Below are 13,385 nucleotides of genomic sequence, written 5' to 3' on the forward strand. Positions count from 1 at the left end.
TTTATTGGGCCTCTCATACCTGTCTCAACGCTTTCAGAAAAGCAGCAATTCCATCATGCGGCTTTGAAGCGCGCAGTCGCCGGGTCGGCATTGTAGAACGGTGCGAATTCTTCGGTCCGACGGGACAGGTCGTTGACGCTGTCGATGATGAACTGAACCGTTTCCTCGCGCATCAGATACGAGAAATTCAGGCGCACCCAACCGGGTTTCTTCATCTCTTCACCTGCGGACAGAGCGGCGTGCAATTCCTCTGACGCGGCGCGATCTATGCCCAGAAGCCGATGCGCATATGGCCCGGCACAGGCGCACCCTCCGCGCGCCTGAATGCCGTATATGTCGCTGAGCATTCGCGTGAACAGTTGCTGATGCACCGGTTGCCCTGCGTTGTCGCGCACAAGGAAGGAAAAGATCGGCAGGCGATGCGCGTTTTCTAAGCCCAAAAGGGTCAGGTTCGGATTGTCCTTCCACCCTTCCAGCGCCATTTGATTGTACTGCGCCTCGCGGCGGGCGATCTCATCCGTTCCGACGACATCCTTGACGATGAAGGCAAGTGCCGCGCGGATATCACCGATCACGTTGGGCGTTCCCGCCTCCTCTCGCGTTGACAGGTTTTCGCTGTAGTCGTGGCGCCAGGGCGAGACGAAACTCACCGTCCCCCCGCCCGGCCAGCTGGGGCAACGACGCTGTACAACACTCTGGTTCACGACCAGTACGCCCGAAGCCCCCGGCCCGCCCGGAAACTTGTGCGGCGATACCACAATCGCATCTTTCCGCGCATCCGCAGGCCCCAAGTCCATCGGAAGGTAAGGCCCGCCCCCGGCATAGTCCCAAACGGCCAAAGCGCCGCGTGACTTGAGCAAACGCGTCACCGGATCGGGATCGATGATGATCCCCGTCACATTGGACGCGGCCGAAAAGGACCCGATCACCAGATCCGCATCAGCGTGCGTGTCCAACGCCGCCTGCAGCGCGCGCAGATCAACACCCCCTTCAGCCGCTTCCGGAATCTCAACCACCAGAGCCTTGCTCTCGCGCCATGGCAAAATGTTCGAGTGATGCTCATAAGGACCGATTAGGACAACCGGTTGATCAGCTTCCGCCACCCCGAGCAGACTGACCAACCGGTTGAGCCCCGCCGTGGCACCGGACCCGGTAAAGATTACCGCGTCTTCTCCCCTCGCGCCAACAAGGCGGGCTATCTCGTCACGCGCTTCGCGACGCAGACGGGTCATGTAAGACCCGCAGAAGGAGGCCTCGGTGTGGCTGTTGGCATAAAATGGCAACACGTGATCGGCCACAAAGTCTTCGACCTGTCGCAACGCGCGACCCGAAGCAACGTAATCCGCATAGACAAGCGGCACGTCCCCCTGCAGACCCGGGATCAGAACATTCTCTCCGATCAGCCCGTCGCGCAGGTGGGAATTGTGAGTGGTGGAACAGAGATCCGCACGAAATTTGGACAGGGTCATAGCATTGGCTCCTTACTGTAAGTCCAATGTGATCCATTCGAGATGTGGAAACATTATCGTTCTTTGCGTTGAAATCTTCAATCTTGTGTCATATGATTAGAAATGAGCCAAAATCTAGATCAAATAGACACCCACATCCTGAGAGAGCTTCAAAAAGACGCCACCCTTTCGCAGCGCGAGCTGGCCGATCGGGTCGGGCTGTCCCAGAACGCGTGTTGGCGCAGGTTGAAAACGCTGAATGAAAACGGGGTTCTGATCGGGTCAACTGCGCGCATCGCGCGCGAGACTTTGGGGCTGAACCTCGTGGTCTTCGTTATGCTGCGCACCCGGCATCATTCAGCCGAGTGGCTGCAGGCGTTTCGCCGCCATGTTCTGACCATTCCCGAGGTTGTGGATTTCCATCGGATCGGCGGTGACTATGACTATCAACTGAAAGTCGTGACCCAGGATATGGCGTCTTACGACAAGGTCTACCAACGCCTGATCGAGAAGGTCGAGCTGGACAGCGTGACCTCTTATTTTGCGATGGAAGCGATCGCCGAAGGGCGACCACTTCCGATCTGAACTCAGGCCAAACCAAGCATCGCTTTCATGCCGCCGATAAAAGTTGCGTCGTCCAGAGCCTTGCGATTGTCGAGGTATTCAACAGCATCTTCCCCGGCACGATAGCGCAAAGTGTCAGTGTCGTCCGTCACCGCGGTCAAAATGACGTCAGCGACGACACTCGGCGGCGACGTTCGCGCTGCCATTTCTTCCGAGCCCCACGTGCTGAACAAAGCCTGCACGACAGGTTGATACTCGGCCATGCTTTCGTCATTGACAAAATCAAACGAACGGCCACCAAAATCGGTGGCAATCAGACCAGGCTCGACAATCTTGACCTTGATACCGGCCGCAGCAAGTTCGTAGTGCAGCGACTCTGACAGGCCTTCAACCGCGAATTTTGTGCCGTGATAAAGCGTTCCGAGGGGGAAGGTGATTTGCCCGCCAATGGACGAAATATTGACGATGCAGCCCGAACCATTTGCGCGCATATGCGGCAGAACGGCTTTTGTCACAGCCAACAAGCCAATCACATTGGTATCGAATTGCCGCCGGATACGCTCCATCGGGAAAGCTTCGAGCGGGCCGTACGCGCCGTATCCCGCGTTGTTCAAAAGAACGTCAATCTGACCAAAGCGTTCAATCCCCTCGGCAACGGCGGCCGCAATTGAACCCTCGTCGGTGACGTCCAGACGTGTGACCAGAACATTCTCGAGTTGCGTCAACTCAGTTTCCTTGTCGGGGTTGCGCATGGTGGCAATGACGTTCCACCCATGCCTTTGAAACAGCTGGGCCGTAACTCTGCCAATACCAGATGAAGCGCCAGTTATGAGGATAGTCTGTGCCATGGTCATTCTCCGCAATTGTTAGCCTGACCACTAGATAGGTTAGAAAACTGCGATACGCCTGCCGAATTCTCCTCAATATCTGCCTAATTCTCTGGCCGTCAGGATTCTGGCTAGCACTGACCTCTTGCGCAAAATATGCTGAATGAGGCAGTGGGGACACCATGACACAACATGATTTAGTTGAAAAAATCTGCGAAGCTGTGGACGAACAGGCAGAAGATGCTGCTTTCTACCCGACCGCATTGGACGGTTTCGGCCTTCTTCATGATGTCAAAACGAAATCAATAGAAGCGCAGGTGTATGAACCTATTGTCTGCCTAGTTCTACAGGGGAAGAAAGAAACACGTATCGGCGATCGCCTTGTTCACTTCGGAGCAGGCGACTCTCTGATCGTCAGCCATTCCCTTCCGGTTTTGGCCGCCGTCACCGAAGCAAGCCGGGAAAAGCCCTATGTCGGCCTCGTATTCTCGTTGGACTTGTCCATCTTACGCGGTCTCTACGACTCCGTCGGTTCAGAGCCTGCTGAAATCGAAACAGCCCAAAGCCTTGCTGCATCAAAAGCCTCGCCCGATCTGATTGATGCTATGGCTCGCCTGTTTCACGCCAGTCAAAACCCCACAGATGCAAAAATTCTCGCACCGATGATCAGCCGTGAAATCCACTACCGACTCCTACAGGCAGATCACGGTGGCATGCTGCGGCAAATGCTATGGCGCGACAGTACCGCCAGCCGTATTGCGCGCGCCATCGACATCATCCGCGCGGATTTTCGAACAGCCCTGCCCGTCTGCGATCTGGCACAAAGCGCTGGCATGAGCGTTTCTGCCTTTCACGCCCATTTTAAGGCGGTGACAGCCACGTCGCCGCTGCAATACCAAAAAGACCTCAGGCTGCTAGAAGCCCGAAGGCTATTGTCGCACGGTTCGCTGAGTGTATCGCAGGCGGCTTTTGAGGTTGGCTATGAAAGCCCGACCCAGTTTAGTCGGGAATACTCGCGCAAATTCGGCGTGCCGCCTCGTCAGGACATCGGGTCAAAATGCATTGCTTAGAAACAAAAAAGGCCGCGCTGAAAGCACGGCCTTTGTAATCTCGAGTGGCAGCGAAGATTAGTTCTTCGCGTAGAATTCGACGACGAGGTTCGGTTCCATCATGACCGGGTAAGGCACATCGCTCAGGCCCGGTGCGCGTACGAAGGTCGCGGTCATTTTCGAGTGGTCGGCGTCGATGTAGTCAGGAACATCACGCTCGGCCAGAGCAACAGCTTCCAGAACAACAGCCAGTTGCTTGGACTTGTCACGTACTTCAATTACGTCGCCTTCTTTGACACGGTAGGACGGGATGTTGACCCGCTTGCCGTTCACTTTGACGTGGCCGTGGTTCACGAACTGACGTGCAGCAAAGACGGTCGGTACGAACTTGGCGCGGTATACAACGGCGTCCAGACGGCGCTCCAGCAGACCGATCAGGTTTTCACCGGTGTCGCCTTTTACTCGCTCAGCTTCGGCGTAGATGCGACGGAATTGCTTCTCAGTCAGGTCGCCATAGTAGCCTTTCAGCTTCTGCTTGGCGCGCAGCTGCAGACCGAAGTCCGACAGTTTGCCCTTGCGGCGCTGGCCGTGTTGGCCGGGGCCATATTCACGACGGTTGACCGGGGATTTCGGACGACCCCAGATGTTTTCGCCCATCCGGCGGTCGATTTTGTACTTGGCAGACGTGCGTTTGGTCACGGCTGATCTCCTTTAAAGTGGCATTTCAGCTTGATCCGAAAACCGGTTCCCACTTTTCGGGCCGAAATAGCGTCTCCGCTCGGACCGGGCAGTTCCAGTTCAGACCAGGCGTGGTGCCGGGTTATAAAGGGCGTTGTCCTCTTGAGGTTTCCCCCATGACAGGCATCCCCTTGCGGGGGCCACCAACACCAATGAAGCCGCGCTTATATCCGCAGAACTGTCAGAGTCAACACGTCCCGACGGCCCTGCTTAAATTTCTTGAAGGGTTTTTAGGCCAACGGGTTCAGCGCCAGCTAGGTAACCAAACCTATGAAAAGAAACCCGGCGCGGATTTTCCCGGAAACGCCACCACCTGTGCAGTCGGTTGCGGTACGCTCTGCAGGTCGACACCGGCATGCGTTACTTCGCTGATCCAGAAATCCTGATCCCGAGGGGGACAGCCAGTGTTGAACACCAGAGTCGGCCATTGTTCGTCATCGGTGATAACCAAATCTGCCGAAAAGCGCTGCGCCCCATTGGTCAATGTGACCGAACCGCAATACTCTCCCGAGATCTCTTGCGGGGCTGAGAACGCGTCGCGGGTGCGCACAGCGGTCGCGCCCATATTTCCCAGTTGCTCAAGATTTTGCTCCGCCACTTCGCCCAACACCAGCGCCTGACCACGCCAGGACCATGCGGACCCGACCGCCAAAAAGGCCAAAGGCGCTGCCTCAAGCCCATCAAGCTCAGTTTGATTCCATGAAATGGCTACACGACCGTTATATCCGGCTCTCATATACCTGCTCGCACTTATCAACACCCCACCCAGTACTCAACCCGCTTTATCAGGGGAGATTTCGGCGGAAAAGAGACAGAATTTGAGCAATCACGTGAATGTTGCCGAATAGAATCAACTATCCGTGAGCAAACCTGTGCCACCCAAGCTTCCTTAAGCGCGCATAGAGACGATAAGTACATGATATTAATACAAATATTTGAAATCCTGAAACCGCAGGCGGCCGTAGCCGCTCTGCAGTTTCAGCCTGAGACTTCCCGTTCACACCTCAACTTCGACCTTGCCGATCGGGTTTGAACAGCACGCCAGAATGTAGCCTGCTGCTATGTCATCCTCGGAGATACCGCCGTTGTGAACCATGTGAACCTCACCCGAGGTCTTTTTGATTTTGCAGGTGCCGCAAACGCCAAACGTACAGCCCGAGGCGATGTTCAATCCAACCGCACGTGCGGCGACCAGAACCGTATCTGTCTCGGCAACTTTGGCGGTGACACCCGAGGTCGTAAACACGATTTCGGCGGCACTGTCATCGTCCGGAACGATATCATCCAGATCGGGCTGATCCGCTTCGGTCTCAACCGGAGCTCCAAAGCTTTCCTGATTATAGTTGTCCATGTCAAAGCCAAGACCCGACAGAGCTTCACGGACAGCCTGCATAAACGGCTCCGGACCGCAGCAATAGACCTCACGATCCAGATAGTCTGGGGCCATCAGGCCCAGCATCAGCTGGTTAAACTGACCCTGGTAGCCGGTCCAGGGGCTGTAACGATCCGCTTCCTCCACAACAAACTTCAAATCCAAACCCGGCGTCCGACTTGCCATCTGCTCCAACCGTTGACGGAAGATGATCTCGGACGGACGTTTGGCGCAGTTGATGAAGACGACATCCAAATCGCGGCCTTCGTCCCACATGCAGGTCGTCATCGACATCATAGGCGTGATACCCGAACCCGCCGAGATGAACAGATACTTGGCGGCGGCGCTTTCAGCATTGGTGAACAGGCCCGCCGGGCCAATCGCCCGCATCCGCATACCTGGCTGCAGATTGTTCAGCATCCAGCGAGTGCCGATGCTGTCCGGTTGCGCCTTGGCCGTAATCGTGATGGACCGTGGACGCGATGGGGATGACGATATCGTATAGGTCCGATGCACAACGCCTCCCGGCTGCCCCGGCGCCGGAATCTCGAGCGTTAGGAACTGACCTGGATGGTAGGCAAACAAGGCTCCGGAAGGGGCGCGGAACGTAAAGCTGGCGGTGTTTGGCGTCTCGGGCACGACCGAGACGCATTCCAGCGTCTCGTCATCCTGCCAGACCGAGGCAACAGCGTTCAGATCTTTCATCTCCGTCACTCCGCCGCCATCGTGTCAGGTGCAAGGTGACGCGCCAGAGTGCTGCAATACCAATCGGTGAATTGCAGAACACCGGATTCCTGGACCCCCGAATACGGTCCCGGCACATAGGCAGGGCTGTTGATGCCCATTTGGTTGTCTTCCACCACGCGGCGATCTTCATCATTGGTGGCCATCCAGACCTCGGTCAGGCGCTTGACGTCATAGTCGACCCCTTCGACCGCATCTTTGTTGACCAGCCATTTCGTGGTGACTTCGGTTTCGGTCGGGCTGACCGGAGTGACTCGGAAGACAATCGAGTGATCGGCCAGGAAGTGGTTCCATGTGCTGGGATAGTGGAATTTCAGCAACGTCCCAGCATCGGCAAAGGGCGCGCGGCCCAGAAAGCGGCGCGCCGCAGATTTGCCGTCCAGAGTATAGCTTTCCGCCCCTTCCTTCAGCGGCATCCGCGCCAGTCGGTATTGCCCGTCATCATGCAGATAGAACTGCGACGGCATTCCCGCAGCCTCGCAACGGTCGAAGTGAGTTTGCATGAAGGCCGGGGTTTCACCCCCTTCGATACCGGTTACTGAGGGATCATCAGGGAAGGTCCGGCACAGCGAAGGGTGATTGCCACCGCAGTGATAGCACTCGCGGTTGTTTTCCCAAACCAGCTTCCAGTTACCCTTTTCGATGATTGTGCTTTCAAAGGCGACCTTGGCGTTGCTTAGATCATGCGGCTCCAGATAGGGCCGTGTTCTATTGGCGAAAGTGTCGAAATCGGGCGCTTCGTCCGCAAGACAGATATAGATCAGCCCGGCCAGTTCACGGCAGTGAACGGTTTTCAGCCCGTGTTGATTGGGGTCGAAATCAGGCCCCATATCACGCGCCCACAGCAATGAGCCGTCAAGCTCATAGGTCCACTGGTGATAGGGGCAGACCAGTTTGGGCGAGTTCCCCTTGGCCGCTTTGCAGATGATTGACCCGCGATGGCGGCAGGTATTGTGGAAGGCCCGGATCTGGTTGTCCGCGCCGCGCACGATGATCACGCGGTATGCGCCCACAGTGTAGGTCACATAGTCGCCTGTTTTCACCAGTTCACATGCCGGAATGGCAAATAGCCAGTCGCGGTAATGGATGGCCTCAAGATCGGCCTGAAAGACATCTGGATCGGTGTAGAACGCCTGCTCAAGGGCATAGGCCGGGTTTCGACGCGCCAACAGGCTTTGAACGTTGCTCACTTCTGGCTCTCCTGCCGCGCCCCGCGGCTTAGCTTGGGCAGATGACATAAGAGGCCAGGCCGGAGCCGTGCGAGGATCACGTCCGAAACTCGTGCCCCCACCGCCACCCGCGGTTTGACATATATGCAAGGCTGGTTTCCGGACTTGAAAGGGGCTTGCGCCCGGTTTCGACACCTTCCCGGGATCCTCGTCCCAGTGGTCACCTGTCGAACCTGACCTTCCTTACCGTTGCGGGGGCAGCGCCGGAATTGCACCGGCTTCCCAATTCTCTGCCGCCTGAGAATCAAACAGCAGCACCTCACATGCGCAACCTACTCGGGGATGGATTCGTGGCTGAAAGCCTTGCGACATTTCCAGAAACAAAACAGACATGGCCAGCAAAAATGGAGGCCTGAAACAGGGCTGTATTTTGAGGCAAGGATAAAAACAAAATTTACCCGTGTTGCGATGTGTCCCACAAATGCGCATGCATGAAGGGCGCAATCGAACGTGTCTTGCCCCCCAGCTTTTCAACCAATCTTGCAGTGAGCTCAAACACCATCCATGCCTCGGGGATCGTCAGAAGGTCAGGATATGGCGTCTCTTTGTCGGTCGGCACAAACCCGAATAAGGGATAGAATGTCGGCACGCCCAACACGAAGACAGCGTCTGTTCCAATGGACCTCAAGTGGTTGATGCTGGTCTCCATCATCTCTCTGCCAACACCTAGGCCTTGATGCTCGGGCGAGACACCGCAGGGCGCCAGAAGATAGCATTTAACGTCCGGGTGATCCTGGAAGACAAACGGGGTGAACATGACATTGCCCGCGATCTGCCCCTCACGCCTTACGCTGATTGAAATCGTTTCCGGATGCTCAAGGAGATCTTCGGCGAGTTGAGCGATTTCTTCACCTTCTGCTTCGCCAAAAGCCAGCCTATGCACATTCAAGATGGCATCGGTTTCTGAACGGTTCATGATCCATCCCTATCCTGAGCTAAACAGCCTGCGCCGCGTCATACTGCGCGAGATTGCCCGACCGACGCTCCAGAGGTTGCATTCGACGAGCTTCCGCAAGACCAGCCGCTCAGGTCAATATGTTTCTTCGTACAATCGGCAGCGTGCGTCTGTGTCCAGATGTGCGGTTGTCGCGATCTCGGATTGTTTGTGGGCTTGGTATAGCTCGGCGAAGCCTTCGGGGAACCAGCCGGTCACAACCGGGTTGGAAACGAACCGGTCGAGCGCATCTTCCAAAGTCTGAGGCAAGCGCACCAGCCCCCTTTGGTTCAGTTCTTCGACGTCCAACAGCGAAAGATCTTCCTCGGTTGGAATGGGCGCGGGTAGCCCATCTTCGATCCCTTGTGTCCCAGCCATGACAACCGCCGCAAGTGCCAGATGAGGCGAAGCTGCAGCATCCGCCGCACGGTATTCGATGTTGAACTGCCCCGCGATCGAGGCGGGGTCTTTTGCAGTTACAGGACAAATCCGCAAGGAAGCCTCGCGATCGCGGAAACCCAGATTGTTGAAAGCAGCAGACCAACGATGCGGTGTCAGGCGTTCATACGAGATCACCGAAGGCGCTGTCAGAGCCAGGATCGCATCCAGATATTTCAGAACTCCGGCGGCAAAGGCACTCGTCAGATCCGACATGCCGCAGGGGCCGTCTTCGGCGTAGGTCAGCGGCGCGCCCTGATCATCCACAAAGCTCATATGGATGTGGACCCCATTCCCAACGCTCGCGACATCGCGAATAGGGGTATAGGTGGCCCGTTCGCCATAGGCCTGTGCGGTCGCATAGGTCAGTTCGCGTACCATGATGGCCGCGTCCGCCGCGCGAACACCCAGCTCAGGACCGATGACGACCTCATATTGGTTTGGCCCATATTCCTTCATGATCGAATCCGGCTTCAGACCGACCTGAGAAATCGCGTTGATCAAGGTCTCGCACAGATCACGTTGCAGGCCAAAACCCCGATGGCCATAGGCTTCGTTGGCCTGGCTTGGCGGGTCTTTCAACTGGAATTCATGCTCGAACGCGGCCAGCAAATTTGCTCCTGAGACCTTGTGCAGCCGTTCCAGCGCCGCCCTAAAGAGACTGCGCGTGCAGAAGTCCCACGGGTCTCCGTCCAGCGTGACGATGTCGCCCATAAGAAAGTGCAGGCCGGAGTCTTCGCCGAACTCGACCTTTGCCTCGGCCGTGGCGTCTGGGATCAGAAGAAGATCGCCCAGCGCGCCAAACGGGCTTTCGGCAATTCCGTCAAAGCAGTTGATCTGGATATTCGTGGGTGTCCACCCGACCCCGCGCTGCAATCGCTTGTTCAGTTGATCCGCCTGAAAGGCCTTGCCTCGCAATTTCCCGGCAAGGTCAGAGGTGGCGACAAACATCAAGGGGGTTTTGGGCATCATGGGTTGGGGTCCTGATTGTGGGATCGCATGGCATCCCAGGCTTCGATGCGGGATTTCGTCTGGTCCCAGTTGTCTTCGGCAATACGCGTCACCAGCGCCTCGGTGACGGCAAGGGCCGCTGTGTACGTATCCCAGAGCGTGCCGCTTTCGATCGGAACTGGCAAGATTTCCGCCGCATGGCGGGATATGGGAGACAACCATTTGTCTGTCATGAGGACAACGCGAACCCCCCGATCCTGCGCGGCCGTCTCGGCCAATCGCGCCAGCGCAGGTTGGTAGCGGCGAAAATCGACCAGAAACAAGATATCCGCAGGCTTCATCCGCAGCAGGTATTCCGGCCAGACCTCATTGTTGGCTGGAAGATGATACACACCGCTGCGGGTTTGGCGCAGGTGAAAAGACAGGTGCTGCGCGATGGTATCACTGATCCGACCGCCCAAAATATAGACATCGCTTTTTGGCTGGCTCAGTACCGAGCATATGCGCTGAAACTGCGCCTCGGTGATACCTTCTGCCGACAGCGCCATCTGAGACGAGGCGCGCGCAATGAAATCGCGTAAGAACCCGCCATCGACACTGCGCCCCTCGCCGTGCAGATCGGTGGGTGAACGTTGGCCTTCTTTCAACTCGGACAACAAGGCGCGCTGGAATTCCTGATAGCCCCCCAATCCGATCTTGGTAACAAACCGCGAGATCGACGGGGCCGAGACCTCGGCGCGCCGGGCGAGTTCCTGAATCGTGACCAGACCCGCATAGGGGTAGTCGCTCAGCAAAGCAGCGGCCAGCTTGCGCTCGCTCGCGGTCATGCTCTCCGCCTTCGCTTCAATTCTCTGCCTAACGAGCAAGCGGCACCTCCTGATTTGAATGGATCGCATGGAATAAAAATTTCAGTCAATCTATTTTTGATTGACTCTGAAAAAACTTGTTCTCTAACGTGGACCACATGAATACATCAGCTGCAACCCAAGAACTGCTGGTCGCCGGAGATCCCGCCCCGGTGGAATGGGTGAATCGTGACAGTGATGCGAATATCGCACTGCTCTGCGAACACGCAGGGCGCGCGATCCCGCAAAAGCTGGGCGATCTGGGTGTCTCGGAAGAGGTGCAGGCCAGCCATCGCGGTTGGGACATCGGGGCCGAGGCCGTGGCTCGGCAATTGGCTGACCTCCTACGGGCTCCTTTGGTCTTGCAGCGCTATTCCCGGCTTGTGATTGATTGCAACCGTCCGATCGAAGCCCCGGATTCAATTCCGCCAAACAGTTTTGGAGAGCAGATCCCAGCCAATCTGAACTTGACCGCCGCGGATCGCACGGCGCGTCAGCGCGAGATTATGGCCCCTCTGAACGCTGCCATTGAACATATGCTGGACCGGGCACCGCGCGTGCTTGCGGTGTCGATCCACTCCTTCGCCGCACAGGTCGATGGAGAGGCGCGGCCCTGGCACGCTGGATTTCTGACCCGCGTTGACCCGAAAACGGGACAAGCCGCGATCGACCATATCTCGGCCCTACGTCCCGATCTGCACATGGCTTTGAACCAGCCCTATCAGATCGACAGTGAAAGCGACTGGTTCATACCTCGTTTCGCGGAACCTCGCGGACTGGCGCATTCGCTGGTCGAAATCCGCAATGACCTGATCCGCGATGCAAAAGGCGTTGAGGATTGGGCGCAGCTTCTCGCCGAAGCCTTTACCCGGATATTGGAGACCAAGACGTGAGTTTGACCCGCAATGTTCCCCTTGTCCCATCGCAATCTGCCCTGTTGTTCATTGACGTGCAGAACTATTCGGCACATCGCGATGGCGCCGAATTCAAGGACATGCCTGAAGCCGAATTCAATGAGAAATACGGCTGGTATTTCGATCAACTGAACACCCGCGTGATCCCGAACATGCAAGCCATACAAGCCGCCTGTCGCAGCGCCGGCGTCGAGGTCATGTATACTAATATCGAAAGTCTGACACTCGACGGGCGTGACCGGTCACTGGACTACAAGATTACGGGTTTTCATGTTCCAAAGGGCAGCTGGGACGGAAAGGTCATTGACCAGATCGCACCCCAAGGGGATGAGATCGTGTTGCCGAAGACGTCTTCTTCGGTGTTTGTGTCCACGCATGTTGATTACATCCTGCGCAATCTTGGCGTTCGTCAGGTCGTTTTATCCGGCCTTTTGACGGATCAATGCGTCGAAAGCGCCATCCGTGATGCATGTGATCTGGGCTACCTTGTCACTCAGGTCGAAGATGCCTGCCTGACCCATACACAGGATCGGCACGATAACTCTCTGCGCGCGATCAAGGGCTATTGCCGACAGGTCACCACAAAAGAACTGGTCGAGGAGTTGGCTGGTGCTTGATCTGAACGGCATCACCAAGACCTTTGGTGGGGTCCACGCCGTTGAGGATGTGACCATGTCCGTCGCACCAGGCGAGGTGCGCGGTCTGATCGGCCCCAATGGCGCAGGCAAGACGACGCTGGTCAACCTGATCTCTGGGCTGTTAACCCACTCGGCGGGCAGCTTGTCGCTGGATGGCGAGCCGCTGGACAACTTGCGCGCCCACGAACGCGCGGCGCGCGGCGTGGCGCGGACGTTTCAGAACCTGCGCGTCTTCCCAAGCCTCAGCGTTTCCCAGAACATCGACGTTGCCCGCTATTCCGGGCGGGGCGCTGAAATAGTCGAGGCCGCCATCGCCGAGTTTGGCCTGGCGGACAAGCTCAACCAGAATGCAGGCTCGCTGGCCTACGGTCAGCTTCGGCGGCTTGAGATCGTCCGCGCACTGGCCCTGAACCCTCGCGTTCTGATGCTGGATGAACCTGCGGCAGGCATGAACGAACAAGAGACCGAAGCGCTGGGCCGGTCGCTGACTTGGGTCCGGTCCCATTCGGACTGCGCCATCCTGGTAATCGATCACGATCTGAAATTCATCATGTCGCTATGCGACAGGATCACAGTTTTGAATATGGGCACCGTCATTGCCGAAGGTGCGCCCGAAGAAATAACAAAGAACCAAGAGGTTATCGACGCTTATCTTGGCGAAACCGATGAACGCGCCGCGTGATGCAGGCGGCTG

At 56.9% G+C, this 13,385-nt stretch carries 14 protein-coding genes and 1 riboswitch; of the genes, 5 read left to right on the plus strand and 9 right to left on the minus strand.

Features of this window, described 5'->3' with window-relative positions:
- Nucleotides 1-53: 53 nt before the first annotated feature.
- Entirely contained in the window at nucleotides 54-1,469 is a 1,416-nt protein-coding gene (locus ACR0NO_RS04075; RefSeq protein ID WP_480723057.1) for an aminotransferase class V-fold PLP-dependent enzyme, read from the minus strand.
- Nucleotides 1,470-1,571: 102 nt separating this feature from the next.
- Here ACR0NO_RS04075 and ACR0NO_RS04080 point away from each other — a divergent pair, with 102 nt between their 5' ends.
- Nucleotides 1,572-2,033: an Lrp/AsnC family transcriptional regulator gene (locus ACR0NO_RS04080; RefSeq protein WP_480723058.1), complete on the plus strand. Its 462-nt coding sequence runs from the start codon at nucleotides 1,572-1,574 to the stop codon at nucleotides 2,031-2,033.
- Between the two features lie 2 nt (nucleotides 2,034-2,035).
- Here ACR0NO_RS04080 and ACR0NO_RS04085 read toward each other — a convergent pair whose 3' ends face one another.
- The gene (locus ACR0NO_RS04085) at nucleotides 2,036-2,860 is read right to left on the minus strand and encodes an SDR family oxidoreductase (protein ID WP_480723059.1); all 825 of its coding nucleotides are present in this window, start codon (nucleotides 2,858-2,860) and stop codon (nucleotides 2,036-2,038) included.
- Nucleotides 2,861-3,021: 161 nt separating this feature from the next.
- Here ACR0NO_RS04085 and ACR0NO_RS04090 point away from each other — a divergent pair, with 161 nt between their 5' ends.
- The gene (locus ACR0NO_RS04090) at nucleotides 3,022-3,909 is read left to right on the plus strand and encodes an AraC family transcriptional regulator (RefSeq protein WP_480723060.1); all 888 of its coding nucleotides are present in this window, start codon (nucleotides 3,022-3,024) and stop codon (nucleotides 3,907-3,909) included.
- A gap of 57 nt (nucleotides 3,910-3,966) precedes the next feature.
- On the opposite strand, the gene rpsD is transcribed toward ACR0NO_RS04090, so the two are convergent.
- From rpsD to ACR0NO_RS04125, 7 genes are all read right to left on the minus strand, one after another.
- The gene (gene rpsD / locus ACR0NO_RS04095; protein ID WP_170374584.1) at nucleotides 3,967-4,587 is read right to left on the minus strand and encodes a 30S ribosomal protein S4; all 621 of its coding nucleotides are present in this window, start codon (nucleotides 4,585-4,587) and stop codon (nucleotides 3,967-3,969) included.
- A gap of 307 nt (nucleotides 4,588-4,894) precedes the next feature.
- The gene (locus tag ACR0NO_RS04100) at nucleotides 4,895-5,362 is read right to left on the minus strand and encodes a hypothetical protein (protein ID WP_170555881.1); all 468 of its coding nucleotides are present in this window, start codon (nucleotides 5,360-5,362) and stop codon (nucleotides 4,895-4,897) included.
- Between the two features lie 261 nt (nucleotides 5,363-5,623).
- Nucleotides 5,624-6,703, minus strand: coding sequence for an FAD-binding oxidoreductase (locus tag ACR0NO_RS04105; RefSeq protein WP_480723061.1), 1,080 nt, complete (start codon nucleotides 6,701-6,703; stop codon nucleotides 5,624-5,626).
- Between the two features lie 5 nt (nucleotides 6,704-6,708).
- A complete protein-coding gene (locus ACR0NO_RS04110; RefSeq protein ID WP_480723062.1) occupies nucleotides 6,709-7,980 on the minus strand; it encodes an aromatic ring-hydroxylating oxygenase subunit alpha in 1,272 nt (423 codons plus the stop codon).
- 64 nt (nucleotides 7,981-8,044) lie between these two features.
- Nucleotides 8,045-8,248, minus strand: a riboswitch (cobalamin riboswitch).
- Nucleotides 8,249-8,365: 117 nt separating this feature from the next.
- A complete protein-coding gene (locus ACR0NO_RS04115; RefSeq protein ID WP_480723063.1) occupies nucleotides 8,366-8,887 on the minus strand; it encodes a GNAT family N-acetyltransferase in 522 nt (173 codons plus the stop codon).
- A 114-nt stretch (nucleotides 8,888-9,001) separates the two neighbouring features.
- Nucleotides 9,002-10,312 (minus strand): type I glutamate--ammonia ligase, encoded by a 1,311-nt coding sequence (locus ACR0NO_RS04120; RefSeq protein ID WP_480723115.1) that lies wholly within the window; start codon nucleotides 10,310-10,312, stop codon nucleotides 9,002-9,004.
- On the minus strand, nucleotides 10,312-11,190 hold the full coding sequence (locus ACR0NO_RS04125) for a MurR/RpiR family transcriptional regulator (protein WP_480723064.1): 879 nt from the start codon (nucleotides 11,188-11,190) through the stop codon (nucleotides 10,312-10,314). Before ACR0NO_RS04125 ends, ACR0NO_RS04120 begins: the two co-directional genes overlap by 1 nt.
- A gap of 68 nt (nucleotides 11,191-11,258) precedes the next feature.
- Here ACR0NO_RS04125 and ACR0NO_RS04130 point away from each other — a divergent pair, with 68 nt between their 5' ends.
- From ACR0NO_RS04130 to ACR0NO_RS04140, 3 genes are read left to right on the plus strand one after another with little or no spacing between them, the layout of a single operon-like run.
- Nucleotides 11,259-12,032, plus strand: a complete 774-nt coding sequence (locus tag ACR0NO_RS04130) for an N-formylglutamate amidohydrolase (protein ID WP_480723065.1) — start codon at nucleotides 11,259-11,261, stop codon at nucleotides 12,030-12,032.
- A complete protein-coding gene (locus ACR0NO_RS04135) occupies nucleotides 12,029-12,670 on the plus strand; it encodes a cysteine hydrolase family protein (protein WP_480723066.1) in 642 nt (213 codons plus the stop codon). Before ACR0NO_RS04130 ends, ACR0NO_RS04135 begins: the two co-directional genes overlap by 4 nt.
- A complete protein-coding gene (locus ACR0NO_RS04140) occupies nucleotides 12,663-13,373 on the plus strand; it encodes an ABC transporter ATP-binding protein (protein WP_480723067.1) in 711 nt (236 codons plus the stop codon). The genes ACR0NO_RS04135 and ACR0NO_RS04140 overlap by 8 nt, the downstream gene beginning before the upstream one ends.
- Nucleotides 13,374-13,385: the final 12 nt, after the last annotated feature.

It is taken from the genome of Ruegeria sp. CL3, from assembly GCF_056536505.1.

Excerpts from the sequence above, each read along its gene's own strand:
- ACR0NO_RS04125 (WP_480723064.1), bottom strand. The coding sequence starts at position 11,190 with ATGCGATCCATTCAAATCAGGAGGTGCCGCTTGCTCGTTAGGCAGAGA.
- ACR0NO_RS04075 (WP_480723057.1), bottom strand. The coding sequence starts at position 1,469 with ATGACCCTGTCCAAATTTCGTGCGGATCTCTGTTCCACCACTCACAAT.
- ACR0NO_RS04090 (WP_480723060.1), top strand. The coding sequence starts at position 3,022 with ATGACACAACATGATTTAGTTGAAAAAATCTGCGAAGCTGTGGACGAA.
- ACR0NO_RS04085 (WP_480723059.1), bottom strand. The coding sequence starts at position 2,860 with ATGGCACAGACTATCCTCATAACTGGCGCTTCATCTGGTATTGGCAGA.
- ACR0NO_RS04115 (WP_480723063.1), bottom strand. The coding sequence starts at position 8,887 with ATGAACCGTTCAGAAACCGATGCCATCTTGAATGTGCATAGGCTGGCT.
- ACR0NO_RS04100 (WP_170555881.1), bottom strand. The coding sequence starts at position 5,362 with ATGAGAGCCGGATATAACGGTCGTGTAGCCATTTCATGGAATCAAACT.
- ACR0NO_RS04105 (WP_480723061.1), bottom strand. The coding sequence starts at position 6,703 with ATGAAAGATCTGAACGCTGTTGCCTCGGTCTGGCAGGATGACGAGACG.
- ACR0NO_RS04120 (WP_480723115.1), bottom strand. The coding sequence starts at position 10,312 with ATGCCCAAAACCCCCTTGATGTTTGTCGCCACCTCTGACCTTGCCGGG.
- ACR0NO_RS04110 (WP_480723062.1), bottom strand. The coding sequence starts at position 7,980 with ATGTCATCTGCCCAAGCTAAGCCGCGGGGCGCGGCAGGAGAGCCAGAA.
- ACR0NO_RS04130 (WP_480723065.1), top strand. The coding sequence starts at position 11,259 with ATGAATACATCAGCTGCAACCCAAGAACTGCTGGTCGCCGGAGATCCC.
- ACR0NO_RS04080 (WP_480723058.1), top strand. The coding sequence starts at position 1,572 with ATGAGCCAAAATCTAGATCAAATAGACACCCACATCCTGAGAGAGCTT.